Here is a 24,904-nt window from a genome sequence, read left to right on the forward strand (position 1 = left end):
TCGCTTCGCTATCACGTATGAGGTGGTCTGAGGAAATGACTTCCTCGCATGAATTACTCGGAATCCGAGCCATTCAATGAGGACTTGAATGCGGCGTCGGCCGAAGGGGTGCCGGGGCGCTTCTCCAGCGTCCAGCCCTCGGTGTTACGCTGCGGGGCCACGGACAGCGCAAGCGCACCGGCCGGGACGTTTTTGCGTACGATCGCGCCGGCGCCGGTGTAGGCGCCGTCCCCGAGTTCTACCGGGGCGATGAACACGGTGTTCGAGCTGGTGCGCACATGCGAACCGATCTTGGTGCGGTGCTTCTTCTCGCCATCGTAGTTGGCGGTGATGTTGCCGCAGCCGATATTGGTGAATTCGCCGATTTCGGCATCCCCGGCGTAGCCGAGGTGCGAGAGCTTGGAGCCGCGGCCGATGGTGACGTTCTTGGTTTCGTAGAACGCGCCGATCTTGCCGTCCGGGCCGAGCTCGGTCCCCGGGCGCAGGTAAGCGAATGGGCCCACGCTGGCTCCCTCGGAGATGCGCGAGTCGGTCGCGTCGGTGCGCTTCACCGTGGCGTTCTGGCCGACCACCACGTTGGTCAAGGTGGTGTCTGGGCCAACTACCGCGTTGGTGCCGATGAGGGTCTCGCCGTGCAGCTGGGTGCCCGGCTTCAGGGTGACATCCTGGCCGATGATGACCGTCGCGTCGATCCAGGTGGTGGCCGGGTCAACGATGGTCACGCCCTGGCGCATCCAGAATTCGGCCTTGCGCTCGTTGTAGATGCGGGCCAGGTTGGAGACCTGGACGCGGTCGTTCGCGCCCTCGATCTGCCAGCGGTCGGCGATCTGCGAGGAAGCGACGCGGCCGCCACGCGAGCGAGCAATGGCGAGCACGTCGGTCAGGTACATTTCGCCCTGCGCGTTGTCGGTGGTGACCTCGGTCAGCGCCGAACGCAGCATTTCGGCGTCGAAAGCATAGATGCCGGAGTTGATTTCCTTGACGGCGAGCTCGGCTTCGCTGGCGTCTTTCTGTTCGCGGATGCCGGAGACATCCCCGTTCTCATCGCGCAGGATGCGGCCGTAGCCCGAAGGATCATCCAGCTCGGTGGTCAGCACGGTGACCGCGTTGCCGCTGGCCTCGTGGGTGACAACCAATCCGGAGAGCACCTCGCTGGTGAGCAATGGCACATCACCGTAGGTCACCACGACGGTTCCTTCGAGGGCTGGATCCACCGCTTCAAGGCCCTGCTGCACGGCGCGTCCGGTGCCGGGAATTTCGTCCTGGTCGGCAATGGTGATGTTCGGGAACTGGCTCAGAATATGTGCCGCCACGAGGTCGCGCTGGTGACGCACCACGGCGACCAGGTTCTTTGGCTCCAACGCAGAAGCTGCATGCAATGCGTGGGAAATCATGGAACGACCTGCGATTTCATGCATGATCTTCGGCTTCGCCGATTTCATCCGAGTTCCCGCGCCTGCGGCGAGGACGATAACGGCTACTGGTGCGTTGACCTGATCGCTCAAGTGCTTTCTCCTGCGAAGTCGAGTTTGAGGTTTCCGGCATTGAAGTAAAACCCCGGTGACAGTCTATCGCGCGGAAGAAGATCGGCTTAACTGGCGCCAAAAAGAAAAGCGCCCGCAAGGGGACGCTTGAGCAAAGTGGTTCCGCCCGTAGGATTCGAACCTACAATGCACAGCTCCAAAGGCTGGCGTGTTGCCATTACACCAGGGCGGAAAACGCACCGCGCGGGCTTTACCCGTTTAGCACGCTAATTATTCTGCCACGATCCATGTCCTGAGTGAAATCGCACAACACACCTATGAAACGTTATTTTTGGCCTTTCAGCTGTTCTCCGGCAAAAAATCACCGGTTCCAGGTGATGCGGATCCGGCTCGATTTGCCCTGCTTCGTAAACTAGAGGTGTGGCTCATTTACTCGGGGGCGAAACCCTACATCTGGAATATCCCACTCACGTCGTATTCGACTCGGTCACCATCGGCATTTCCGAAGGTGACCGCATCGGGCTCGTGGGACGCAACGGCGAAGGCAAATCTTCGCTACTACGCATGCTCGCGGGCAAGATCGAGCCGCACTCAGGCCGCGTGACTAGACGCAGCGGAGTGCGCGTCGGTGTGCTCGACCAGAGCGATACCTTGGATTCCGACGCTACCGTGCACTACGCGCTGGTCGGCGACATGGAAAACCACGAATGGGCCGGCGAGGCACGCATTCGCGATGTGGTTTCCGGCCTGGTGGCGGATTTGGATTGGGAAGCGAAAATTTCCACCCTCTCCGGCGGCCAGCGACGACGCGTCGCCTTGGCCGCATTGCTCGTCCAGGACTGGGACGTGGTCATCCTCGACGAGCCAACCAACCATTTGGACGTCGAAGGCATTTCGTGGCTGGCGAATCACGTGAAGAATCGCTGGGCGAAGAATTCGGGCGGGCTCATGGTCGTAACCCACGACCGCTGGTTCCTGGACGAGGTCTGCACCGACACCTGGGAAGTCCATGACCGCCTAGTTGAACCCTTCGAAGGCGGCTACGCCGCGTACATCCTGCAGCGCGTCGAGCGTGATCGCATTGCGGCGGTGACCGAAGGCAAGCGCCAGAACATGATGAAAAAGGAACTCGCTTGGCTTCGCCGAGGTGCCCCGGCGCGAACTGCCAAACCGAAGTTCCGCATCGAAGCGGCAAACCAGCTGATCGCCGACGTTCCACCGGTTCGCAATCCGCTGGAACTGAAGAAGATGGCAACCACGCGTCTGGGCAAGGATGTGGTGGATCTCTTGGACACCGAGGTCAGCTTCGGTGAGAAGCGCATCCTGAAGCCTTTCACCTGGCGCATCGCCCCGGGTGAGCGCACCGGCCTGCTCGGTGCCAACGGCGCAGGCAAGTCCACGCTCTTGGGCCTGATTGCAGGAACCGTATTGCCTACCGGCGGCACGATCAAGCGCGGCCAGACGGTTAAGCTCGCGGTGCTGGACCAGCAGTTCCGTGAATTGGAAAAGATCGGCGAGGATCGGGTCCGAGAGATCTTGGCCCGCTACCGCACTACTTTTAATGTGGACGGCAAGGATCTGACCCCGGCGCAGCTTTTGGAGCGCTTGGGCTTCTCCTCGGCACATCTGTCCACCAAGGTCCGGGAACTATCCGGTGGCCAGCGCCGCCGGCTTCAGTTGCTGATGATCCTGATGGATGAGCCAAATGTGCTGATCCTCGATGAGCCGACTAACGATGTTGATACCGACATGCTGGCCGCCCTCGAAGATCTGTTGGATTCTTGGCCAGGTACCTTGATTGTCGTTTCCCACGACCGCTACTTGCTAGAACGCGTCACCGATCAGCAGTACGCAATCCTCGATGGAAACTTCCGTCATGTGCCAGGTGGCGTAGATGAATACCTGGAGCTGCGCAGTTCAGAAAGCTCCAAGGGCTCGGGCAACCCCACAAGCGCTTCTGCAAAGGGCGGCAAAACTGCGGGCGGCTCGGGCGTTGACCGTCGAGCCGCGCAGAAAGAACTGAACGCGAACGTGCGCAAGGTCGGTCAGCTCGACCAGAAGATCAGCAAGCTGAACGAAAAGTTGGCAGCACATGATCAAAGCGACTTCGAAGGTCTGGGCAAGATCACGGCCGAGATTCGTGAACTTCGAGAACAAGTTGACGTCCTGGAAGAACGTTGGCTGGAACTGTCAGAATTAGTCGACTAGTCGGCCGCTTCGGGTACTTCCTGAATTGACGAAATGGTGGCGCAGAAACTTCGGTTTCTGCGCCACTATTTTTATGGAGCAAACGCCCAGAAATGTGTCCCGCTTAGCCCCCGTTCACCGGGCATTTTCTCGGGCGGGGTATATGGGAATGCGAAATCGTTGGAAACTCGAAGTTTTGAAAATATCAGAAGTCAGCTGAGCGTCTGTCCCGTATAACGACCGGCTTATGGGACGGTATGGGAACATTATGGAATGCCTACCTTTGACCTCCGTCCGTTATCGGCCGGACAAGTGGAATTGCACGACGCTCGACGGAAACGCCGCTGGACCGTCGATCTAGAACCTTTCGAGATTGGGGCCATCTCCGTCACCACGGCGCAGTACGCGCAATTGATGGGTCAAATCGAAACAGGCTCCCAAGCACCTCTGGTAGATATCAATTGGTTGGAAGCCATCAAGTTTTGCAATGCAGCGTCAATGAATGAAGGGCTTGCCCCTGCATACATCTTCGAGGCAGGCGAAGTGAGTTGGCAGACTAACGCCTCCGGATACCGCCTGCCCACCGAAGCCGAATGGGAATACGCGTGCCGCGCTGGCACAGTGGGGCCACACTATGGCCCCCTCGATGCCATTGGGTGGACAGCGGATGACAAGCTAGAGAACCCGAAAGAAGTTGGCCAAAAACTACCCAATGCCTTCGGACTCCACGACACCCTTGGAAACGTCTGGGAATGGTGCTGGGATCTACTCGATCCGGCTCGCTACGACGATTACCGAGTCTTCCGCGGGGGAGGTTTTGCTGATAAGAGATCGCGCCAATAGACGGGGCAAAACCACAGTAACTATTAATGCCAGAGTAATTAACCAAGTCACCAACGTCATTAAGCAGTGAAGCAGGCACGGACAGTGTTAAACATATTTCGACCAAGAAAAAGTTTGACACAGGAAGTCACGTGCCTGCCCTACCATCATCCATCATGAACCCCCTTTGGAGCCAATTCGAAGCACTGCTCCCAGAACGAAACGTCACCCACCCCTGGGGATGCCACAAACCAAGAATCAGCGACCGGATCATCTTCGACAAACTCATCCAGGTCCTCATCCTTGGTGCGGCCTACGCAAAAATCAGCGACACCACCTGCTCAGCAACCACCATCCGTCGCCGCCGCGACGAATGGATCACCGCCGGGATCTTCAACGCCCTGGAACAGCTCTGCCTGGAAGCCTACGACCGCATCGTTGGGCTCGACCTTGAAAACCTCGTCATTGACGGCTGCTTGGTCAAAGCACCCTGCGGCGGCGAAGCCGCCGGCAAATCCCCAGTAGACCGCGGCAAGCAAGGCACCAAACGCTCCCTGATGACCGATGGGAAAGGCATCCCTGTCGGCTGCGTGATCGCTGGAGCGAACCGGCACGATTCACCGTTGCTGCGCCCGACCCTCGAACGCCTTTCCCGATTTGGATACCTGCTCCCAGAGCAGATCAAGGTTCATCTGGATGCCGGCTACGACAGCCGGCAAACCCGAGGCTTGCTCACCGAGCTAGGATGCGACTGGGAAATCAGCACCAAGGGCGAACCCTTGCAAGCCGGAGTCCGCTGGGTCGTGGAACGAACCAACTCGTGGCACAACCGCGGGTTCAAAAAGCTAGCGATCTGCACCGAACGGAAGGCTCGTGTTATTGAGGCAATGATCAGCTTGGCGAACAGCATTATCGTGCTCCGCAGGTTGATTCGCGAAGCATGGGTGACGCATCGGTGGGATTCACGGCCTAATCGAAAGCCTTAATGCTGGACGTTCACCTATTGGCGCGATCTCTAAGTCGTGGAGCGTGCGGGCTTCGACGCGTCGCGGTGGTGCGCCTGGGATGAGCCACCCAGACGTTGGCCTGCGCATTGCGCGGGGTGCTTTCGATGATGAACAGGCAGCGCAAGGCTGGTCAGCCGAGGTTGATTCTGAACGGGGAAAGATAACTGGCATGCTGCCATCCGGGTGGACGCCCCGGCGATACTGAGACTGACCAATGCAGGACAGCCCATATACATTGTGGCTGGTGTCCCACAGGAGGTTCCTCTTACGTACGTTTCCCCAGAGGACCGGCTTACGGGAAACCTGTAGGTGAAAAGTTCCTTCTAGCGGGTGGGGCGCTGCAAAATACGTTCAACGATTTGCTCGGGAGTTTCATCAGCAACAATTCGCATCTCTGATACGAACGGAAGAGGCTGCCATCCGTGGTACCAACCGCGCATATCTTTATCGCTGAATTCAGTGGCTTGCGGTCTCGTCGAATGTCGATTGACAGTCTCTTCGAAAGCGAGATCGAATGAATAAAATCTGGCATCAGCAGTATGCGCTGCCACGCGCTCTAACATTCCCCCGTATCTGGAGGCGTTAAAGATCCCTTCCAGGATTACGTTGTGTCCACGGTTTAGACAATGAATGGCAGCAATTTCGAGTAGGTCTGCGTGAGCTAGGCTTTCCTGCTCTCGCTCATGGTAAATAACTCTGCGAAAGTGATCCTGCTGAAGCACCGCTGTAAGTTTCCCGAGTTTGGTTTGCAGCATGCGCGCGATCGTGCTTTTCCCTGAGGCTGAATTTCCACGAATCACTATCAACATACACATCACCTGCATTCCTTAAGATCCAAATATGAAACCGATACGCATCGCTGCACGCAGATGACCTCATTCTAGCTCTGGCATAGATGACGGCGTCCCACAGAGCGTTCGGCATGCGGGCGTACTGCCCAGATGCTGAAGGCTCCGAACACCCACCGCAAACTCATCGGCTAGCGACCGGCTCATGGGACGGATCGTAGACTCTCATTTTTAGGGAACCTAAAATCTGGCACGACTCCAAAAATGGTCCGCTTAGTGCAACATGGCATTGCAATTAGTAAAGCGTGGACTGCATTAGCCAGTGGAATGTATGCGGGACGAAAGCCAACGACGCGAAAAGAAGTGTTGCCTTCGGTTATCCGTTGTGGTCCGCAGTAGTTGGCCATGCCCCATCATCGGTGAACTCCGTGGCCCAGTAGTACGGATTGACTTCAATCAGCGTACGCGCAGCCCACCCTCCAGCTGAGCCGGGATCTGATACCGCGACCTGAACGTCCGGCCCCCAAAGTGCGAGTCTTTCTTGACAAAGACCACAAGGAGCAAGAATCGTAACTTGGTCTTCACCGGCTGCCTTGCTCACGCAAACTGAGGCGGTTACTCGTCGATCCATGTTGTACGCCTGACAGATGGCACCCGTTTCAGCACACAGGTTAGCCACAGCATTAAAATTGTCGAAGCTGATGCTAGTTAATATTTGTCCATCTTCGAGGTACAAGGCGGCAGCGACGGCCTGCTCCGCATCTGGCCAGCGACGATTGATGTGTTCTATTGCCGCGTTGACGAGTTTTTGGTTAAGTTTCATAAACGCATTCTGGCATGAACCACTCAGCAAAATGTTATTGGCTAGTTCTAACCTTTCAAATTCCCGCGTCTGTTCATTCCGTCGACCGTCCAACTGAGCGTTCGGCTTGCGGGATTCCGTGCTAGGTGGCCTAGATGGTGAGCAAATGATTGATGATTGGACGCAGTGCCGTACAGAATTCCGCTGCCTGTGTCGGGTCATATAGAAGCCGGAGCGCGAAGCCGTCTGAAATAGCAATGATGCCAGCCGCAGCAGCTTCCGGTTGCGCTGTACCAAAAGACCGCAAGGCCTCTACCAATTGTTCAGAGACTAGCTTGTCCTGGCCTATAAGGATTTCAGCGATCCACGGTGTGTGGATAGCCTCGGCAGCGAAGGCATTCCAGGCGATGGCCTCTTCTCTGCGCTGCTGGTCGAGGGGCAAAGTTTCCTCGACCATGCGAACCAGGTAGTCCACCGCATCTCCACTGAAAGGGAGAGCATTCATACGCGCCTCGGCTCTGGAAATAACCAGATTAACGGCGGCACGGAGCAGGGCTTCCTTGTTGGAGAACGTCTTTTGCAAGGCCCCGACGGACCAGCCCGAATCTGCTGCCACGGTTCGGATACTGACAGCTTGGATACCGCCACGAACAATCAGGTCCAGTACCGATGCGGCAAAGGCTTCCCGCTTATTTATCCCTGATTTCATAAACACCAGAATACGTGTGTATTCTCTGAATATGAAATCGCCATCAACTACCCAGAGCGCTCCCGTTCGCCAATCCTCAGCGAGGTGGTCGGCAGCGCTGGTCGGTGGCCCCGCAGACTTGCTGGATTTCCTTATTCCCCTTTGGGCGGGAACAGCGCTCGGGCTGGATGCGACCGTGATAGGCGTACTGGTTGCAGCGGAACTCTTTGTCTCTTTTGCCGCCAGGTTTCCCGCCGGGCTGCTGGCCGATGTGTGGGAACGTCGGAATATTGCAGCTGCTGGGGCAGTGTTGTATGGGCTCTCGTGCGCTGGATATGCACTATCCGCGGGTTCGGCAATGGCCTTTATCTCGGCGGCACTCGGTGGGTTTGGGGGTGCGTTGTTCTGGGTGTCGTTACGGGCCATAGTGAGCGAATCGGCGGGCACAGATTCGTTTGCCTTTCCCAAGCTGATGACGTGGCAGGAAACTGGATCTTGGGTGGCCTTCGTCGCCGGCCTGACACTAATCAGTTCACTGAATTTCCAAGGTGTTTTCTGGGCCGCTTCCGGTGCCTGCTTCGTCGCTGCGGTAATGATCGCAACAGCACCTCGACGCGCCACTGTGTCCCCGAAACAGGCAGAGTCAGCCTTCCCGACGCAGCGACTACGACCAATGCTGGTTGCTACCGCACTAACCTCGCTGGCTGAAGCAGCAATTGGCTTGCTGTTGCTGCTGCACCTTCAAAAGGCTTTCGACCTCGACGTGGTTTCCATCGCGCTGGTATTCCTGCCTGGCGCCATCGTGATAAGCCTGGTTCCAGGGCCAGCACACCGGATCACTTTGAGGATCGGACGGCGCAGAGTCGCAGCTATCGCAGCGCTATCCAGTGCCACATTCGCGTTCACTTTAGCGTTCGCGCCCTCACCTTTGCCGATCGCCGCCCTGTGGATTCTTAGTGCAGCGGCGTGGGCAGCTATCATCCCGATCGAGCAATCCGTCATCGCCGAGGTAGCACGTGAACGCGGCGGAAAAGGATTTGGGCTCTACGAGTCAGCCAAGTTGGCCGGTGCCGGAGTCGGTGCGCTAGTGGCTGGCGTCAGCTATGAGACAACTTCCTGGCAGGTTGCCTGCATCCTGTTTGCGAGCGTCATCGCCGCCGGAGCCATCGTCACGCCGTGGGCTGTACGTCGCTCTGGCGCCGCCAACGTCCCCCGGGACGAGCCAAGCCCGGTGACAGCACCGGCTGTTTCTACTTCAGAGGAAATGAACACGCCAGGCCCACAGGCCTGGCAACCCGAACATAACCAAGAGGAAAAGATGATGGCAACAACCAAGGCAGATAACTCCAAACTCACTGGCCTCGGCTGGCATCTACTCATTTTCGCCATCGCTCAGATCGCACTGGCCTTCACGGGCATGTCCTGGATAGTGGACTCATTCAGCACCAACGACTTCGGCGAACACCTCGCCTCCGGAGGCCGACCCGAGCTCGAAGGAATCCCAAGCTTCTTGTACGGCGCAGGAAAGATATGGGTCATCTTCTTCGTCATCGACGTCATATGGACACTGATCTCTAGTCGAAAAGGCAGCCAGACCCCGAACAAACAAGAGTAGTAAGCAATCCCAATCGAGAATGCCGGTCGCCCTAGCGGGGATTGCGGTCACACTAGTCACCAACTCGTATGTATCGGCTTGCGCAAGCTCGCCTACCACGGCCGGTTCCAACTTCAACCTGCTCCATCGCTGAATTACGGTCAACAAATAAATCTGAGCCGAACTCATCAAATAGTATCCCAGTGAAGGTTCCTCTTGTGCGCATTGAAATCGATCGTTTAGGAAATCAATTCAGGTGGGCACTTATCCCTCTTGTCCGAGCCTGATGGCAGGATGGAGATATGCAGCACACTGTCCCTATTTACAGCATCGCGAAATCCTACACCGCCGCCGCTGTTCTCTTGACGTTTAATCCGCAACTACACATCGGTGATCGCCTGGTCTGGCTACCAGCGCAGTTGAAATCTCTGTCGTTCGAAGACTTGCTCTCACACCGTTCCGGGCTCAATGATTATTTTGTTTGGCCGGACTATCGAGCTGCAGTAGAGAACGCCGCAGAACCTTGGGACGCAATGGACATCATTGCGCGTGCAGAGGTGCAAAACCCTGGCGGTTTTAGCTATTCAAATATCGGATATCTACTTCTACGCTTAGCTCTCGAAGAATTCCACCAGAAGCCTTTTTACAACGTGCTCGACAGCTTGATCTTTAGCCCTCTTGGGATTCAAGCCTCTCCTTTTGATTCCCCTGATGATTGGGAACAATGCAATCATCCCGCGATCACTGAAGAACTACGCAACTACCACCCAGGATGGGTGTACACCGGAACTTTCGCGGCCACACCCGATGAAGCTGCACGTGGAATTGCGTTAATCATGCGAAACGAGCTGGGGTCGGCTTTGCCTGAAGCAATGTCGAAAACCCATTTGGTTGGTGCTCCGCAGAATCATCCAATGTCGCCGGAAGCTGGGTACGGGCTGGGACTTATGACGCGCGGTCTACCTCCAGTTGTTGTTGGGCATGGCGGGCAAGGCCCGGGGTTCAATCACTTCGCTGCAGTCAGTTCCGATGGTTCTCGCTGGTGCGGAGATACGAGCGCGCAGGAAGGTGAAGATCAGGATTTGATCCGTCGATGCGTGGCCGCTGTGACCAACGATGATCTCACGGTGTCCCAGTAAAGGTTCCCCCATGGATAGGTAGTCGCGATTCCATCGCTACCCCTTACCCCTGATGTACAAGCATCACCGAGACCAAGTGTCCAGGGCCACGACGACGCTCTCCGTCAGTCTGGCGAAGCTGCGCTCCAGGTCCACAGGAAGCTCGAATGCCCCGCGCGTTTCAAGGTCAACGAAGCCATGGAGCGAGGACCGAAGGAATCGTGTGGCATCCACGGCGTCGTCCCCGAGGAGCCCGTAGCCCTCGAGGACGTTGAAAACGACGTCAGAGATTGACGATGAGACACAAGCGTCATCGTCGTCGCCGGAAGCGGGCGCATGTACCGTCATCGGGTACTGTCCGGGATGTTGCAGTGCCCAACGACGATAAGCAAGCGCCAGCGCCCTGATGGCATCGTCTCGGGAGCGTCCGATGGCAGATTGTCCGAGGACGTGGGCCAGACTCGTTTTGGCACGAAGCATGATGTCGCGTTGAAGGCCTGGCATTCCGTCGATGTGTTTGTAGAGGGATGGGGTCCGCACACCTAGGCTCTCTGCCAGGACGGAAAGGCTCAATCCGTCAAGGCTACGGTCATCGAGAATCAGCGCCGCCCGCTCGACGACTATCGTTCTGTTCAATCCGGGCCTAGACATGATTGTTGAGCGCGCTGAGGAACTTGATAATAGCGGTCGAGGTAATCCCTGGTTGCTGCGATTGGGGATAGTGGCCGGCATCGGGAATGATGACGGCAGATCCGTGAAGTGTATGCGCGATCCAGTCTGCTTCGGCCGTGGGGTCCTTGAAGTCCGGGTCTTTCTCGCCCATGAGGACAAGCGTCGGCGAATCCACCGCGGCTAGGCATTCGCCTGCCCGCAGGTGGTCGGTGCGCGTGGTGAGGCAGAAGGCCCTTCTGTAGCCGGGTCGTTTCATGCTCTTGAATGCTGCCTGGCGGTATTCGGCGAAGTCCGCGGGCTTGGTGCCGGCGTAGAGGGTAGGCAGGTAAGCTTTCCAAGCCGCTGGTGCCCAGGGACGTACCATCATGATCCGGAAGAGGAGGTTCTCGACGGCGTTCGTGGATGGTTGGCGAACGAAGGGGCCGATCAGGACGAGTCCACTGATGAGCTCGGGGTGCTCAGCCGCAACGATTACTGCCGCACCTGCAGCCATCGAGTTGCCGACAACGATGGCGGGACCACCCAGTTTCCGTAGCAACCCCTCGATATCCTCGGCCGTGTCGACGTCGCCGTAGCTAGGGAACGAGGCATCGCTGTCCCCGTGTCCCCGCAGGTCCGTTGTGGCAACGGTATATCCGGCGGCAACAAGCGCTGGGGTTAGGAAGCGGTATGTAGACCGCAGTTCGCCCATTCCCGGAACAAGCAGGATGAGCGGCCCTGTGCCTTGGATGTCGTAGGCAATTTTCCCCTGCGTTGGGAGCTGCAAGTATTTCGTTACGAGTCGCGATGCCATAAGGCTAATCTACTTAGCTTAGAAGATAAGTGCAATAGCCTTGAAGTTGTTGCCATGCCCCTTGCTCGGCGAAGCCTGGTGCTTCTACGCTTTGTCGTGAAATATGTGGAGCCCGAGTGTCCCACTGAACGTTCCCCTTGCGGGCGCTCCATTAATGGACCGGCTTACGGGACGCTTGCAAGTGAACCCCGCAGAAAGTCATATTGCCTCAGCTGGACTTGTACATTCTCGAAATTAGGTAGTCTGATGTAATGAAATCACTATCGATTGGTGCAACTGTCCTACTCCTGGCCACTGCGGGTTTAGCTTTTCCGGTCAATCCGCTATGGGGTGCACTTTCGCTTGCTGCCGCGATCTGTTCAGCTGCGACTTATTTCGTATACAGAAAACAGGCAAAAAATACGCGCTAATTCTGGGTCTCTCGAAGTTCTATACCCAGTGAACGTTAGGCTTACGGAACCTGCACTGGGCACAAGGTTGGAGGGCCTGTCCATCGAATCCCATTTAGCCGGCCACCTAACCGTTGCGATAGAAATGATGAATTATTTTGGAATGAGTCAGACCATGAACAAGACACTAAATGGAACCAGTTCTATACGCTTCGAGCGCGGGTAGGGTGTGAAGAATGAACGCGAAATCAGCAGCCGGTATTAGATTACTCTCTTGGTCAGGTACAGGGATGGCGATCTTGTCCTTGCTAGCAATACAGTCATGGGCAGGGCAACTCATTTTTCTGTCGCTGGGTTCCTTATTCTTCATCCTTTCGGCACAGCGAATAGCGAAACTTGAGGCTTTCAGCGCGCATGTGCCGAAGAAGGTCCCGTTTTATCTTGCCATAGCATCAGCGATAGCGTTTCTCGTACGTTTTGCGATTTTGACTCTGACATCGATACCGGCTCAGTATGGTGAATACGTTTCGAGGAATCAGAATCCAGTGGTTTCCTTTGTTGCTAGCAATACAGGATTCTTCTACATTTTTTCCTTAGTATTGCTGTTTGGCATGGCTCTAGCCACTCTGGTTTTTCTATCTATACCGACCCGCGAAAAAACCCGCGAAGCTCTCTCGTAAGTTGTCGCACGAGCCATCTGAAAATTCACGAATTCTGATATCGAATTAATGCCTCAGGCTGGACTCGACTGTTATTCCTGTTCCAAGTAGCTGTCGAAGATCTTAGCTGTCCATAGAGGGTTCGTCTTAGGGGAATGGAACAGCAGTTCCCGAAGGGAATCAAGTGGGTGGCGCTAAGGTGATCACATGATGACAGTTATTTCAGCCCCAGGTGATCTTGTTGTCACAACCAGTGACGGCGTAGACGTACGGTTTGCCGGCATCGAGTCGATTGCCGATGTACCGATGGTTTCCGACGAAACGCTGGGAAGAGAGGGCCTCAGGATCTACTTTCAAGGGATTCGCAGCCACGAGACTTGGCAACGCGACGTTCGCTACGAAGAACAACTGGTGCAATGGGCAGACCTGAGGAATCGTGATGGGGCGGAAGCTGCGGGAGACGCGCCTTCAATGCCTGGCCAGCTTGTTCTTGGACCGGTTGGCGCGGTCATCTCGGACGACGTGGGAACCACTTATCGATTGAGTGCCGGACAGGTCGCCGGGAGCGCGACGGGGTGGGAGTCCACCTGGGTATATCTTCCCGAGCCTCCGAACACGGCGCAGATCCTCACCCTTGAATTCACCCTTGATGATGAACCAACCGGCAAGACATGCCAAGTACGGCTGAACTGACTCCGAAATTGCCCGTTTAGGGTTCCTCTTACGGTGCGATGAAGAAGGCAAGCATTGCTGTGTTTGAATGAAGCGTGAAAGCTTCCAGAAATACTGTATACGTGATGTTGGGACTCCTGCTGACGCTCGCAGGAGCGGCAGGTGGTTTCGTGATGTTCTTGCAGCCATGGAGGAGCTGTCCTGAGATTGATGACAGTTCTGCAGGCTGTCCTGCGACATCAAATGATTTGGGCCTACTTGGCCTTGCCATTTCCATACTCCTCGTAGGGGTAGCGTTCTTGATCATGTCCAGGAGGTCAGAGCGGATTCCACTCGACGCTGCCGGCCCCTTTGGGAAACTCGACTAGGGTCCGATGCCGAGTCTCCTCAGCAATTGAGTGGCGCTCCGCATCTACCTTGCACCGTCCCGGTGAGGGTTCGGCTTACGGGACCGGCAATTTCCAAGTAGACGCCCCTTGCAGTATTCCTGCGATTGCTTATCTGGATATTGCGTCAGCCTCCGCAATGGCGGCTACTGACGTATCATTCACGCTCAGCATCACGCTGCTGTCCCGGCGATCAAAGAGGTGCGTAGTGATCGTCCAGCCGTTGGAATTCCAAATGCAGGGAAGCACTTTAGTGCCGTCCCATGGATGCTCTGGTTTTCCGAAGAGTTCGGTGAGTCGCATCCGTAGTTCGCTGAATCCACTTTGCGTAGCCGGGTCGCAGGATTCTTGAGTGCTGTAGAGATGGACGGTTACACCTAGAAACTGTCCGTTGTACGTGTCCCAGGTACTGAGGGGTTGTCCATCTAGGCCCATATCCAGCTCAGTTATCTGGTGAGGCGATTCATCATTCTCTAGCTCAGCCCGATCTCCAGATTTGAATCCAAGGCGAGCAAAGAGATTTTCGCGTTCTTCATCGCACCGTGGCCAAGGCTCGTCGACCAATTTCCTAACAAGTTCCACTACGGTGCCGGGCACCGGATTCAATTCCGATAAAGAAGAAGTCTCAGGCATATTGTGAGCTTACCTCGCAAAAAGTGAGACATTGCCGTTGGAGGTTCCCCAACTGGAGCCCTGATAGGTAGTGCCTACTATTCCCGGATTTAGTCTCGCTATGACCGAACGCATGAGGCGCATACACGGTATCGATAATCAGACGAACATGCTCAGCGCCTGCCGATAACTGTCGCTGTTTTCACGCGTTGCAAAAGCCATAAGAAGGGCATTCTCACCAAGTTTGCGTGTGAACGCGCCCGAACAAGGAATAGTGATGATCCTCCGGAGACCCGCGCGCCAAGCAGGGATAAGATCAGGGAGATCGCGCCACTCCGGACTGTCTTCGACTCTCGCCGGCAAAGTCGCCAGATAAGCGTCCCATCCCCGTTGCGACCACGTGCGGTAAGAGTCGCTGTCGAATGCGTCATCTCCGAATTCTTCGCGCCAGCCGGGACCCGCCATATCTGCATGCGCAGCAGCATGCCAAAATCGTGGCCACGCATACTCCCACTTGGCCCGAGTATCAGTACTGACCACTGCATCTCGGACGACCACGGGCGTATCTGACAGCAGCGGAGGGAGATCCTCGCCTGGAGGTTCCAACTCGTACGCTTCCCGGATCCAGAGCAACTCCAGGAGCAAACTAGGCCGATCATCGACGGCGATCGCCATGTCGTGCGGCCACGGATTTCCGGGCATCGGTTTGCTCGAACGCATACTTTCCCCCTGTCTCGGTCTATCCCATCCTCGTCGACCCGGGTTCTCGAAGCAACAGGCAGATGCCATGCAGAGCGATCCGTTTGAATGGCACACCCGATCTCCCAAAGAGCGTTCCCCATACCAACAACATGGCGCATTGCGGACGACTTTGGACGCCCCAATGCAGTCGCCTTCGAAAAATGACAAGGTTAAGACGATCTCTCAAGTCCGGAGGCCGTATCTGCCGGGCTACGTGGTTACCGATGATTTTCGGTGCAGTCCCCACCCTGTGATTCCGCGCGGCTTGAACACGGAGAGGACGAGTGCCACCAACAGCACCAGCAGCCCGGCGCCGGCATGGAGCACGGGGGAAAAGTTGGGAAGGATTTCCCCAGCTGCCAGCTCGGTCCCTCTTGCGGAGTCGGACAGATGACGCAGGGTCTGCATGTACATCATCAGGATAGCGGTCGCCAGGACGGTGATCAGCAGTTTCATGAGGACCCAGTAATGCCGGATGAGCCCCCAGGCGGTGCCCAGGGACTGGATGATCCCGGTCAGCAGCGTGGCGACACTCAGCGGGACCAGGGCCGACCAGCCCATCAGGTCCATCGCAATATAGGCCGCACGCACCACCTGCAGGTCCTCGGCCGTCATCGCAGCGATCGCCAGCGCAAGGAATCCAACGACCGCACCGAGCCAACCCACGGAGCATCCGATATGTGCGGCCAATGAGGCCTTACGCAACTTGGGCGGCATGATCACGGCAGATCGACCGCAATCATGCCGGAAACCATGCCCTGCGCGGAGAAATGACGTCCGGGGCCGTGCTCTCCGCCGCTCAGCAGAGCCACAAGCAGGAACGCCACCAGGACCACTGCGATCACCACAAACACCTTGACCCAGCGGGGTATTTTGCGGTCCGGCAACCCTCCCCTATTGGTATCCGGGTGTCGGGAACCGGAGCTTGGAGTATCCATGACGGCCTTCCTGAAGGGGGTGCGGGGACTGGCGGAATAGCCGTCCCTCGCCTATTTTACGAGACAGACTGTCATGTAACAAACAAACTGATGAGATATCGGCGCACTGTATACTATGGACGTGCCCAAGTTATGGAACGAGACGATCGATGCGCACCGGCAGGCGGTGCGCGGGGCGATCCTCGACGCCGCCGCGGCCCTTGTGGCGGACCACGGACTGATGTCGGTGACCATGTCGAAGGTTGCTGAGAATACCGGCATCGGGCGGGCCACCCTGTACAAATATTTTCCGGATGTCGAAGCCATCCTTACGGCTTGGCACCAGCGGCAGGTCCATGACCATCTGATCCACCTCGCCGAGATACGAGATTCCGAAACAGCCCCCTTAGTCCGTCTGCATGCCGTACTCGAGGCCTACGCACTAATCACCTTCCGCCATGGCGGCGGTACCCCGGCGGCCCAGCTCCACCAAGGGACCCACGTCGCCCAGGCTCAGAAACACCTCACCGGCTTCATCGAGGGCTTGATCACGGAGACAGCGCATACAGGGAGCCTCCGGAAGGACCTGACTTCGGCGGAACTGGCTGGTTACTGTCTGCACGCAACCGCTGCCGCCGCCGAAATGCCCTCCGAGGAAGCCGTGCGCCGCCTCGTCGGGGTTATCTTGGCGGGGATCCGGGACCCAACCGGCGGATAGGCGTCCATCAGCCATCCAGCATTCAGCTGGCGGGCCGCCGCCGCATATAGCGGACAGTGGCGGATTTCGGCGAAACAGCCACCACCCACCAAGGAAAGCTCCCGCTCATGCATTCGTCCTTCATCCCGCCGCGTCAGGTCAATATCGGCGACGCGGCAGCATTCGTCGGCACCACACCGCAGGCGATCCGCCACTATCACGACACTGGCCTGCTCCCCGAGCCCGAGCGGGGCAGCGACGGCCGCCCCAGATACGGCAATGAAGACATGATCCGGCTGCTGTGGATCCACAAGATGACCGGCGCCGGGATCGCCTCGGAGGAGATCCGTGACGCCTTTGCCGGCACGGCTCCTGCGGGTGCCGGCAGCGTGCAAAACGCCGCTGTCGCCCAGCGCATGCGCACCCCAGATGGCAGGATGGAGTTGCTACCTGACTTCGTCACCAGCCGCCTCAATCCCCTGCCCAAAGGCTCCCTGCGCCAGGCGGACCTGGACAGCCTGCTGGTCACCGAGCGGATCCTCGGCCCGCTCGGCGCGGCCCTCCAAGCCACCCGTTTCCTTGCCATAGCGACCCACCCGGGTCTGCAGGAAGAATCCGACCGCGTTGATAACGCCGAGGAGGCACTCGATGACACGATCGCTGTCGAGGATCCCCGTGTGGCACAGGTGGCCGCCGAACGGCACGCTTTCGAATTGATGCTGCACGCAGTCATCGAGGGTTCCAGCCTGGCGCAGAGCGACGAAGCGATCTTCGACTCCTGGGACGCGTTGCACCCAGACAACGAAGATGAAGGTGAGCACGGGGTCGGCCAAGACCCCAGCACGGGGCCAGAGACCATGAGCGCAATCGAAGCCATTGGAAAGATGCCCTACGATTTCTCCCCGGCCCGCCTGCGCTGCATGGAATTGGCCGAAGAACTCGCCACCAGCGAGTCACCCGGTTCTTGAACAAGGCCCCTCGCCCTGAACAAGGAAGTCTGCTCAGATATCCGTTGCGCCAGTCGAGGTTCCTTGCGGCATCTTGGTTTAGATATCGCGCTTGGGAGCAGCATGTCGATGGCCCCGCCCGAGAATGCGCCCGTTGCGGGTGCCCCTAGCGGACCGAGCACTTGTTGGAAACAGGGCTTCGCCGCGCCATGGGTTCGGGTCCCGGCCAGCGACCGGCCTACGGGACAAATCAACGTGGAGCACCCCTTTTGGAGCGGTCTAAGCCAGCGCCCCTTCAAACGGATTGCAAAAAGGAAATCACGTTGCCGTTCAGGAAACAGAACACTGTCTTCCACGACGGACCACAAGCACTCCATGGTGCCGGAGCATACCAACCCGAGCATGGACAAGGATTCAATTCGAAAGTTGCTGGCAATCTTCACTGGCCGCTGCTTCCTGCGTCTTCGGCGGCCCTCACCGACGGGCAGAGATGCTTAAGTTGCCTTTCTGGCCTTCGAGGGCATCAACGTCTAGGCTCAGCACTAACAGCAAACGATGGAGGAACCATGGCAACGCAAAGAGTGTCGCCACACACGGGCTCGGAATCACTGAACAAGCTGTCCGTCGCGGCCCTAGCCCTTGCGGCCTTGACCCTTTTGAGCATGTGGTTTCTTGGCAACTCGGGTCTGGCGATCTTTGCGGTGGGCGCGGGCCACGTTTCGCTAAACCAGATCACCCGGCAGGGCGGTCGCGGCCGCTGGCTCGCAATCGTTGCGCTCGTGATCGGATACGCCGTCGCCGCCCTCTCGTTATATTCAATCCTGACTGCCATCCCACTGTTGATCCAGTCCTACATGGCCTGACACCGTATCTGACGAGCAATGTTTCTTGGCCGGCGGTGAAGCCAGCCCGAGGGTTCGTTTCCTATTTTTTGATGTTTCCCATCTCTACGGGTTTCCCGGCATTGGGGTTGCTTCCCATCAGGCGGACAATCCGGGTCTTTCGCGGAATGCCGAAAGGCCCCTCCTGCTCGAAGCCCATCTCGAGGAACAACTCGAACGAGCGTCCTTCCGCGTGCTCATCCACCCACCGGAGCGCCGGGGATACGTCCTGCACCTCAACGAGCGCATAGGCATCCAGATTCCGCACATACCGGGGTGCGGTTGCGACCAAAAGTTGACCCGGTAGCCGGGCGAATTCACCGAGTCGTGTGGTTCGGCGTGGACAGTTCCCATGGCGCGCACGGCACCACGATACGAGGCAGTGTGGTGGATTTTTCGAACAATCAGTTGCCTGGTTGGCATGAATCATTTGGGCCGCAGTATAGCGTCCTGCGCGGGGCCCATGGACACCCGTTTGTGGCCCCTCAGCAGAAGGGCGCCTTCTGCAATCATGCTTGGGAGAGGAACGGCTTCCGGATTCACGGGCGCCAACGGACACCGTTGTCTATGCAGGCCGCCGTGTCGACTGCGCGACCTTCCAAACATGCTGCATCAACGAGCTCGCGATCCCCGACCGGTTGATTCAATTGGACGGTCACGGGAACAGCGTTGTTTCCCTGGCAGTTGTACGCACCTGGTGATAATGGTTCGACATCGACCCGGATCACGATGCGTTCCTGTTCAACCTGCACCATGGGCTCCAGAACGGTCCCGGTCACACCACCGGCACAATCCAGCCGGGTGACGCCCAACTGGAGGCTGGTGGAATTCAGGGTGACCTCCGAGGAATCGAGTAGCTCCCACGTTGCGACCTCACCCACCATCGGAGATCGTGGTGCACCGGCACCACCACCCTCGGGTATGGAAGTATCACAACCGCTGAGTATGGGGATCAAGCAAGCTAGTGCACCAACCAAGAAATGTCGTTCTAATCGCGTGTGCTCCACCTCAAGCCTCCATGCCAATCAGTGTGAATGAGGACCAATCGATCAGTCGGAACCGTTTCTTCCCGAAGTATGGCATATCCGGTGCTTCTCTAATAGAGCAACCACATTTGCCCGAAGCAGAATCCCGGGTAGGCTTCAGCCCATATTTGGTTAACGTCTGTTCGCCCTCCAACCGCGAGGATCTATCCATGGTGAGAAGCAGGCGCCTGCTTTATCCCTTTGAGAGTTCCGCATACGCTGCATCTGCTTTCCGGCGCCGCGCATGACCGAAGAATCGATGGACGTTGACTCTAATGTGCTCGCATCTCGGGAGCCGCTTGCGCAGTCAGGCAGTCTCTTACTTCACAAACCATGCCGCTGGTCGACCACCGTGGTTGCCGGTTCTCGCAGGCGGCCTAGCCACCGCCGCCGGCCCGTTGCGCCGTCATGAATCATGGAAGTCCGCTGGCTCCGGTGCGATGCGTTTGGCCATGAGGCAGAATTTGTTGCCCTCCGGGTCAGCGAGAACGTGCCAACTGCCCGAAGGGACCGCATCAGTCGGCGTCGCCCCCAACGACAGGAGCCGTTCCAGCTCTTCCGCCTGGCCGCTATCTGTCGGACACAGATCGAAGTGCAACGTTTCGGTTCCGCGCACGTCGTCGTCCGTACGCAGGAACAGCATCGTCGGGGCATTTGCAGCTCCGGAGACCGCGACTCCCGTCTCGTCCGCCCCCGTGATCCGGTAGCCGAGCGCGGCGCACCAAAAACGAGCCAAACGTTCCGGACTCCGTGCCTTGATCACGATGTCCGCGATTCGACTAGCCATGCACTCCACCCGCTTCCTGCTCGCCGACCGTGCGGCTTGCGAATTCGTGGCAAGCCCGCGTGGCTGGAACTCGCACGGGCCGGCAAACTGTCAGGATCCCATCGCTTCAGGCGCCGATCGCCAACCGGACAACACTGAGCGCGCCGCCGCCAAATAGCTTTGCGAGAATCCCGCCGGTGATCTCTGCGATTCACAGTACACCCAGCAAGATGTGATGCCGTATATGGAAAAGCTCCCACTCATCCGGCGAGCGCCACATTGCTACTGCGCCACCCCCCTCTTCGATCCAAGCAATTCATGCAGTGCGTCACTCCTCACATTTTCGGTTTCGAGGTAGTCATCTGGGACATTTACAGATACTTTTTAACCTACCTACCGATAGGTAGGCAAATTTCTTGATTTAGAAGGCGTTTGCATGACTACTACAATTTCCCGCCCCCTCAAGGTGGGGGCATGGTTTGCTATCTCATTGGCACTCGTGACAGTTCTTGGTCCGGCAGGCACGGATATGTACCTGTCGTCCTTGCCCGATGTGGTGGAGCATCTAAATGGCACGGCGGCTTCAGGACAACTCACTTTAACCGTTTACTTGCTGGCCATGGGTGCAGGCCAGCTGGTATTCGGACCGATCACTGACGCTTTCGGGCGCCGGCGACCGCTGTTGGCCGCCCTGATCGTTTTCCTGCTGTCCTCCGTATGGGCTGCCATGAGTCCATCAATGGGCATACTCTTGATCGCGCGCACGTTGCAGGGTCTGGCAGCAGCCCTGACCCTAGTCGTGGCCCTGAGCATGGTTCGAGATGCAGCGCAAGGTGTCCGAGCCGCGCAGCTCTTTGCCTTGCTCATGACGATCGAAGGCTTGGCTCCGGTATTGGCTCCCACGGTCGGTGGCTTCGTCGACCAGCACTTCGGGTGGCGTGCAGTGCTTCTGGTCTTGGCCGGGCTCGCAGCAATCGCGTTTGCGAACTCAACGGTGAGCTTGCGCGAGACGCTTCCAGCGGAATCCAGAACGTCGTTGCGGTTGGGCCACGTGATGCGCACCTACGGGCGCATCGCACGGGATGGGCGGTTCCTGCTTCCGGCCCTAGGTCTTTCGGCTGTGTTCTTTTTCCTCTTCGCGTACATCGGCGGGGCCCCGTTCATCTACCAAGGGGAGTTTGGACTCAGCTCAGATACCTTTGGCCTTGTTTTCGGTGGCACCGGTCTCGCCGTGATGATCGGTGCCATTATTGCCGGGCGCACGGTAGGTAAATTCGGTGTCGGCAAACTCGGCGTCATCGGCACTATATTGATCGGCTTCGGTGCCCTGATCGGCTTAATTCTCTCGACTCTAGGATGGGGGCTCGCAGGCATTGTCATCGGCATGTTTGTTGCACTCCTCGGTGTCGGAATAGCCGAAGCGACGTTGATGGCCTTGGCAATGGCTTCGCAGAACACCGCGCTTGGTTCAACCGCTGCGCTTCTGGGAGCTTTCCAGCTGATTATCTCTTCGGCGGCGACGCCCTTGGCAGGGCTTGCCGTGGCGATATCCACGGGAACATGGTTGGGATTCCTTCTGGCCATCGCCTTGATAGCCTTTATCATCGTAGGAGTGAGCATTAAGCGCGCCCCGGCGATCACCGATCTCGGAAGTCACTAGCAGAAGCCTGAACTTGTGGAGGTTTCATTGGCAAAACCCCTGTCCCCGTCAGCCCAACGCGTCTGCTTGGTGGCTGGTGAGCATTTCGCGCAGCATGGTTATGATGGCTCATCACTCACCGTCATCGCCGAAGGTGCAGGCATGCGCAAGGCCTCACTGTATGCGCACTTCTCCAATAAGGATTCCTTATACGAGCAGACTCTGGATTTGGCATTTGCCGACCAGGAGGCCGCAGCGAAAGCTGCATTCGCTAGCGAAGCGGACGGGAAAATGCCGGGAATCGAGTACTTGGAGTCACTGTCCGCCAGATATGCAGCGTCGGTGAACTTCCGCTTCCTGCTGCGGTCCGTGTATGCCCCGCCGCATGCACTTGAAGCACAAATCATTGGCAAATATCGTAACTTCGAAAACGAGCTGCGAGCCTTGTTCGTGTCAGCTGCGGCAAAGGAAGACGAGAAAACGCGCGATCTGACGGAAGCGTATCTGGCGGTGGTCGACAGCCTCCAGATCGAGCTGATCTATAACTCTGCTGAGAATTACAGGGCTAGATACCGAGCCGTGTTGCAGATGCTTCAGCATTACTACGAGAAGTGATCAAAGAGTTCCGCAATGCTTCGGGCCAAGCAGCTGAAGCAGTTCGGCACGAGCACCGCGGTGAAGCCGTCATTCGAATAATGCGTTCGAATGACGGCTTCGAACTGAACTGAGCCAGCTTGCCTCCGGGACGAATATTCGAAGGGGTCCGAGCCACTACTGAGATATCTCTGCGGGCGCCGATCGATTCGATTGCCTGTCTAGCTTTTCCGCAACCGACGAAATCCAGGACTTCGGGACAACAAATAACAAGAAGGGGCTTCCAAGGCCAACCATTGGCCACCCTGTCAACGAACGACGAACCGGATATGCCATCTGTTTTCCGATCTGTGCCCGAATTCCGTCCGGTGGATACTCCCCCGTATGTGGCGTCTGGAAAGATAGCGCTGCTGTGTTTGAATGAAGCGTGAAAGCTTCCAGGAATACTGTTTACGTGATGTTGGGGCTCCTGCTAACTCTCGCAGGAACAGCAAGTAGTTTCGTGATGTTCTAGCAGCCATGGAGACGCTGCCCTGAGATTGATGACAGCTCCGCGGGCTGTCCTGCCACCTCAAACGACACAGCCCTATTTGGCCTTGCCATAGCAGTCCTGCTCCTAGGCGTAGCGTTGTTGATCATGTCAAGGAAACCCCAGCGGATCCCCCTAGAAGCTGCCGGCCCCTTTGGAAAACTCGGCTAAAATCCGATAAAACATCGATTCAAAAATTGAGCGGACCTTCTGCGACGCCTGTGAAGTGTGACCAATATGGGAAGAAGTGCCTCATGCGCCGTGGTACTAGGGTTATTAGAAAAGCTGAGCTCCAACCTTGCCGCCTGGAACGATGAGTTTCAGCAATACTTGCATTGGGACCGCTGTTGGCCACAGTGGTTCGGCGAAAAAGCATGGCCCCGACCGGCAAACAGCTAGCTCGCGATGTTCAGTGGGATGTCGGCGACACATTTTTCGTCCCCCTGGCGCATGAACGGCATGCGCTTGTCCGTCGAAGCAGTCCCAGCGCTGGCTGTAGCCGTGCGGGTTCCAAGCGTTCATCATCAACATCATTGTGGACCGGTTCTCGAACCACAGCAGCTGCGGCCGTTCCCTTTGGTGGTCTTCGGGTTCTCAGCGATCGGGGTTTCCGGGGAATAAGCGTCTCCCGTGACGCTGCGGACTGGGTGTACCGTTGGCTACGACGGGATTTTCGCGTACAGCTTCGACCTGGGGTGGCATTTTGGCGGCTTTCGTACTGATTCATGGTGGCGGTTCCAGTGCCTGGGATTGGCATCCTGTCAGACCGCTGCTTGAGGTATCGGGGCATGAGGTCATCGCCGTCGATTTACCCATCGAAGACGAGAACGCTCTGCTTCAGGACTACGTTCAGGCAGTAGCCGAGGCGGTGGGCGACGCCCAGCACACGATCGTGGTCGGCCACTCGCTGGGCGGCTTCACTGCTCCCCTGGTTTGCGACGAGCTCCAATCGGACGGGCTCGTTTATCTCGCAGGAATGATCCCACTACCGGGCGAGGCATTCGCTGACTGGTGGACCAACACCGGTCACGATCACGAAGCGATAGATCCGGACATCCAGGCTTCGTTTTTCAACGACGTCCCGGAAGATTTGATGCGCCAGGCACTCGCCAGGGGTCGCGACCAGCAAGGTGAATGGATGGCTCGGCCCTGGCCTGGGCAGCGGCATCCGGCCGTCCCCACCAGTGCAATATTGTGCCGCGACGACCAGTTCTTTCCCGCTTCATTCATGAAACGCCAAGTACACCAGCGACTTGGCATCGAGCCGGTTGAAACTCCAGGGGGCCACTACGCCACCTTGAGCAATCCAGACGCTGTTGCTGCGGCGCTGAACGCCTTCGCCCAAACAATCGCTCCGACACCGGGAAAGTAAACCTGGCCCAAGATCTCACCTCCTACGCGGTGCGATCCGCCGGATGCCCCAAGAGTGTCTTTGGCCTGCCGCGCAATAAACCGTTGGCGGACAGTACAGTCGAGATTCCTCTTTGGGTCAGTC

The 24,904-nt window shown here is 57.5% G+C and carries 26 protein-coding genes and 1 tRNA gene; 13 read left to right on the forward strand and 14 right to left on the reverse strand.

Annotated elements, in window-relative coordinates; genetic code table 11:
• Window positions 1–53: 53 nt before the first annotated feature.
• Together glmU and ACT3TP_RS02620 are read right to left on the reverse strand one after the other, a co-directional pair.
• Window positions 54–1,505 carry a bifunctional UDP-N-acetylglucosamine diphosphorylase/glucosamine-1-phosphate N-acetyltransferase GlmU gene (gene glmU, locus ACT3TP_RS02615; RefSeq protein ID WP_444619165.1) on the reverse strand — a complete coding sequence of 484 codons (1,452 nt, stop codon included), beginning with the start codon at window positions 1,503–1,505 and terminating at the stop codon, window positions 54–56.
• A 136-nt stretch (window positions 1,506–1,641) separates the two neighbouring features.
• Window positions 1,642–1,716 (reverse strand) — tRNA-Gln (locus ACT3TP_RS02620).
• A 188-nt stretch (window positions 1,717–1,904) separates the two neighbouring features.
• Here ACT3TP_RS02620 and ACT3TP_RS02625 point away from each other — a divergent pair.
• The 3 genes from ACT3TP_RS02625 to ACT3TP_RS02635 all read left to right on the forward strand — a co-directional run bounded on the left by ACT3TP_RS02625 (window position 1,905) and on the right by ACT3TP_RS02635 (window position 5,479).
• Window positions 1,905–3,692: an ABC-F family ATP-binding cassette domain-containing protein gene (locus ACT3TP_RS02625; RefSeq protein WP_096287593.1), complete on the forward strand. Its 1,788-nt coding sequence runs from the start codon at window positions 1,905–1,907 to the stop codon at window positions 3,690–3,692.
• A 252-nt stretch (window positions 3,693–3,944) separates the two neighbouring features.
• Entirely contained in the window at window positions 3,945–4,514 is a 570-nt protein-coding gene (locus tag ACT3TP_RS02630; RefSeq protein ID WP_444619167.1) for a formylglycine-generating enzyme family protein, read from the forward strand.
• A 131-nt stretch (window positions 4,515–4,645) separates the two neighbouring features.
• Entirely contained in the window at window positions 4,646–5,479 is an 834-nt protein-coding gene (locus ACT3TP_RS02635; protein WP_444619169.1) for an IS5 family transposase, read from the forward strand.
• Between the two features lie 344 nt (window positions 5,480–5,823).
• Here the strand turns inward: ACT3TP_RS02635 and ACT3TP_RS02640 are convergent, their stop codons facing one another.
• From ACT3TP_RS02640 to ACT3TP_RS02650, 3 genes are all read right to left on the reverse strand, one after another.
• On the reverse strand, window positions 5,824–6,309 hold the full coding sequence (locus ACT3TP_RS02640; RefSeq protein WP_181148478.1) for an AAA family ATPase: 486 nt from the start codon (window positions 6,307–6,309) through the stop codon (window positions 5,824–5,826).
• 355 nt (window positions 6,310–6,664) lie between these two features.
• Window positions 6,665–7,111, reverse strand: coding sequence for a cytidine deaminase (locus tag ACT3TP_RS02645; RefSeq protein WP_444619172.1), 447 nt, complete (start codon window positions 7,109–7,111; stop codon window positions 6,665–6,667).
• A gap of 130 nt (window positions 7,112–7,241) precedes the next feature.
• Window positions 7,242–7,799 carry a TetR/AcrR family transcriptional regulator gene (locus ACT3TP_RS02650; RefSeq protein WP_105553850.1) on the reverse strand — a complete coding sequence of 186 codons (558 nt, stop codon included), beginning with the start codon at window positions 7,797–7,799 and terminating at the stop codon, window positions 7,242–7,244.
• A 31-nt stretch (window positions 7,800–7,830) separates the two neighbouring features.
• Between ACT3TP_RS02650 and ACT3TP_RS02655 the strand changes: the two genes are divergently transcribed.
• On the forward strand, window positions 7,831–9,393 hold the full coding sequence (locus ACT3TP_RS02655; protein ID WP_105553851.1) for an MFS transporter: 1,563 nt from the start codon (window positions 7,831–7,833) through the stop codon (window positions 9,391–9,393).
• A gap of 281 nt (window positions 9,394–9,674) precedes the next feature.
• Window positions 9,675–10,511 (forward strand): serine hydrolase domain-containing protein, encoded by an 837-nt coding sequence (locus ACT3TP_RS02660; protein ID WP_443440020.1) that lies wholly within the window; start codon window positions 9,675–9,677, stop codon window positions 10,509–10,511.
• Between the two features lie 63 nt (window positions 10,512–10,574).
• On the opposite strand, the gene ACT3TP_RS02665 is transcribed toward ACT3TP_RS02660, so the two are convergent.
• Together ACT3TP_RS02665 and ACT3TP_RS02670 are read right to left on the reverse strand one after the other, a co-directional pair.
• Window positions 10,575–11,126, reverse strand: coding sequence for a TetR/AcrR family transcriptional regulator (locus tag ACT3TP_RS02665; protein ID WP_219843933.1), 552 nt, complete (start codon window positions 11,124–11,126; stop codon window positions 10,575–10,577).
• Between the two features lie 7 nt (window positions 11,127–11,133).
• A complete protein-coding gene (locus ACT3TP_RS02670) occupies window positions 11,134–11,955 on the reverse strand; it encodes an alpha/beta fold hydrolase (protein WP_105553854.1) in 822 nt (273 codons plus the stop codon).
• A gap of 625 nt (window positions 11,956–12,580) precedes the next feature.
• Here ACT3TP_RS02670 and ACT3TP_RS02675 point away from each other — a divergent pair.
• Window positions 12,581–13,024 (forward strand): hypothetical protein, encoded by a 444-nt coding sequence (locus ACT3TP_RS02675; RefSeq protein ID WP_444619176.1) that lies wholly within the window; start codon window positions 12,581–12,583, stop codon window positions 13,022–13,024.
• 186 nt (window positions 13,025–13,210) lie between these two features.
• Window positions 13,211–13,696 (forward strand): hypothetical protein, encoded by a 486-nt coding sequence (locus ACT3TP_RS02680; protein ID WP_444619178.1) that lies wholly within the window; start codon window positions 13,211–13,213, stop codon window positions 13,694–13,696.
• Window positions 13,697–14,172: 476 nt separating this feature from the next.
• Here the strand turns inward: ACT3TP_RS02680 and ACT3TP_RS02685 are convergent, their stop codons facing one another.
• The 4 genes from ACT3TP_RS02685 to ACT3TP_RS02700 all read right to left on the reverse strand — a co-directional run bounded on the left by ACT3TP_RS02685 (window position 14,173) and on the right by ACT3TP_RS02700 (window position 16,352).
• On the reverse strand, window positions 14,173–14,694 hold the full coding sequence (locus ACT3TP_RS02685; RefSeq protein WP_444619180.1) for a hypothetical protein: 522 nt from the start codon (window positions 14,692–14,694) through the stop codon (window positions 14,173–14,175).
• A 138-nt stretch (window positions 14,695–14,832) separates the two neighbouring features.
• Entirely contained in the window at window positions 14,833–15,393 is a 561-nt protein-coding gene (locus tag ACT3TP_RS02690; RefSeq protein ID WP_444619182.1) for a hypothetical protein, read from the reverse strand.
• A gap of 231 nt (window positions 15,394–15,624) precedes the next feature.
• Window positions 15,625–16,131, reverse strand: a complete 507-nt coding sequence (locus ACT3TP_RS02695) for a DUF2269 domain-containing protein (RefSeq protein WP_444619184.1) — start codon at window positions 16,129–16,131, stop codon at window positions 15,625–15,627.
• A gap of 2 nt (window positions 16,132–16,133) precedes the next feature.
• Window positions 16,134–16,352: a hypothetical protein gene (locus tag ACT3TP_RS02700; RefSeq protein WP_444619186.1), complete on the reverse strand. Its 219-nt coding sequence runs from the start codon at window positions 16,350–16,352 to the stop codon at window positions 16,134–16,136.
• A gap of 121 nt (window positions 16,353–16,473) precedes the next feature.
• Between ACT3TP_RS02700 and ACT3TP_RS02705 the strand changes: the two genes are divergently transcribed.
• The 3 genes from ACT3TP_RS02705 (at window position 16,474) to ACT3TP_RS02715 (ending at window position 18,838) form a co-directional block, all read left to right on the forward strand.
• Window positions 16,474–17,049 (forward strand): TetR/AcrR family transcriptional regulator, encoded by a 576-nt coding sequence (locus ACT3TP_RS02705; protein ID WP_444619188.1) that lies wholly within the window; start codon window positions 16,474–16,476, stop codon window positions 17,047–17,049.
• Window positions 17,050–17,156: 107 nt separating this feature from the next.
• Window positions 17,157–17,996 (forward strand): MerR family transcriptional regulator, encoded by an 840-nt coding sequence (locus ACT3TP_RS02710; RefSeq protein WP_444619190.1) that lies wholly within the window; start codon window positions 17,157–17,159, stop codon window positions 17,994–17,996.
• Between the two features lie 545 nt (window positions 17,997–18,541).
• Window positions 18,542–18,838, forward strand: coding sequence for a DUF4190 domain-containing protein (locus ACT3TP_RS02715; RefSeq protein ID WP_444619192.1), 297 nt, complete (start codon window positions 18,542–18,544; stop codon window positions 18,836–18,838).
• A 61-nt stretch (window positions 18,839–18,899) separates the two neighbouring features.
• Here the strand turns inward: ACT3TP_RS02715 and ACT3TP_RS02720 are convergent, their stop codons facing one another.
• The 3 genes from ACT3TP_RS02720 to ACT3TP_RS02730 all read right to left on the reverse strand — a co-directional run bounded on the left by ACT3TP_RS02720 (window position 18,900) and on the right by ACT3TP_RS02730 (window position 20,668).
• Complete coding sequence (locus tag ACT3TP_RS02720; protein ID WP_444619194.1) at window positions 18,900–19,148, reverse strand: hypothetical protein; 249 nt, start codon at window positions 19,146–19,148, stop codon at window positions 18,900–18,902.
• Between the two features lie 247 nt (window positions 19,149–19,395).
• A complete protein-coding gene (locus ACT3TP_RS02725; RefSeq protein ID WP_444619196.1) occupies window positions 19,396–19,740 on the reverse strand; it encodes a hypothetical protein in 345 nt (114 codons plus the stop codon).
• A gap of 547 nt (window positions 19,741–20,287) precedes the next feature.
• Window positions 20,288–20,668 carry a VOC family protein gene (locus ACT3TP_RS02730; protein WP_444619198.1) on the reverse strand — a complete coding sequence of 127 codons (381 nt, stop codon included), beginning with the start codon at window positions 20,666–20,668 and terminating at the stop codon, window positions 20,288–20,290.
• Between the two features lie 415 nt (window positions 20,669–21,083).
• Between ACT3TP_RS02730 and ACT3TP_RS02735 the strand changes: the two genes are divergently transcribed.
• The 3 genes from ACT3TP_RS02735 to ACT3TP_RS02745 all read left to right on the forward strand — a co-directional run bounded on the left by ACT3TP_RS02735 (window position 21,084) and on the right by ACT3TP_RS02745 (window position 24,781).
• Window positions 21,084–22,307: a multidrug effflux MFS transporter gene (locus ACT3TP_RS02735; protein ID WP_444619200.1), complete on the forward strand. Its 1,224-nt coding sequence runs from the start codon at window positions 21,084–21,086 to the stop codon at window positions 22,305–22,307.
• A gap of 69 nt (window positions 22,308–22,376) precedes the next feature.
• Entirely contained in the window at window positions 22,377–22,901 is a 525-nt protein-coding gene (locus ACT3TP_RS02740) for a TetR/AcrR family transcriptional regulator (RefSeq protein ID WP_444619202.1), read from the forward strand.
• Window positions 22,902–24,112: 1,211 nt separating this feature from the next.
• Window positions 24,113–24,781: an alpha/beta fold hydrolase gene (locus ACT3TP_RS02745; protein ID WP_444619204.1), complete on the forward strand. Its 669-nt coding sequence runs from the start codon at window positions 24,113–24,115 to the stop codon at window positions 24,779–24,781.
• Window positions 24,782–24,904 lie beyond the last annotated feature (123 nt).

The sequence above is a fragment of the Glutamicibacter sp. AOP38-B1-38 genome (assembly GCF_052377485.1).
Taxonomy (GTDB): domain Bacteria; phylum Actinomycetota; class Actinomycetes; order Actinomycetales; family Micrococcaceae; genus Glutamicibacter.